The 312-nt window shown below is 62.8% G+C and carries 1 protein-coding gene; it reads left to right on the top strand.

What is annotated here, in order from left to right; translation table 11 throughout:
* Window positions 1-312 (top strand): aldehyde dehydrogenase family protein (locus GYK42_RS28945; protein WP_166450292.1); only part of this gene is annotated, 312 nt, incomplete at both ends.

Here is a 312-nt window from a genome sequence, read left to right on the forward strand (position 1 = left end):
ACGTCACGCCGGACATGACGATCTACAAGGAAGAAATCTTCGGCCCCGTGCTGTGCATCGTGCGCGTGCCGGACTTTACGACGGCGCTGGACCTGGTCAATGCGCATGAATATGGCAACGGCACGGCGATCTACACGCGCGACGGCAACACGGCGCGCGAGTACACGCACCGGGTGCAGGTGGGGATGGTCGGCGTGAACGTGCCGATTCCCGTGCCGATGGCCTTCCACAGCTTCGGCGGCTGGAAGCGCAGCCTGTTTGGCGACCACCATGCGCACGGTCCGGAATCCGTGCGTTTCTACACGAAACAGA

The sequence above is a fragment of the Janthinobacterium lividum genome, from assembly GCF_011601275.1.
Classification (GTDB): domain Bacteria; phylum Pseudomonadota; class Gammaproteobacteria; order Burkholderiales; family Burkholderiaceae_D; genus Janthinobacterium; species Janthinobacterium lividum_E.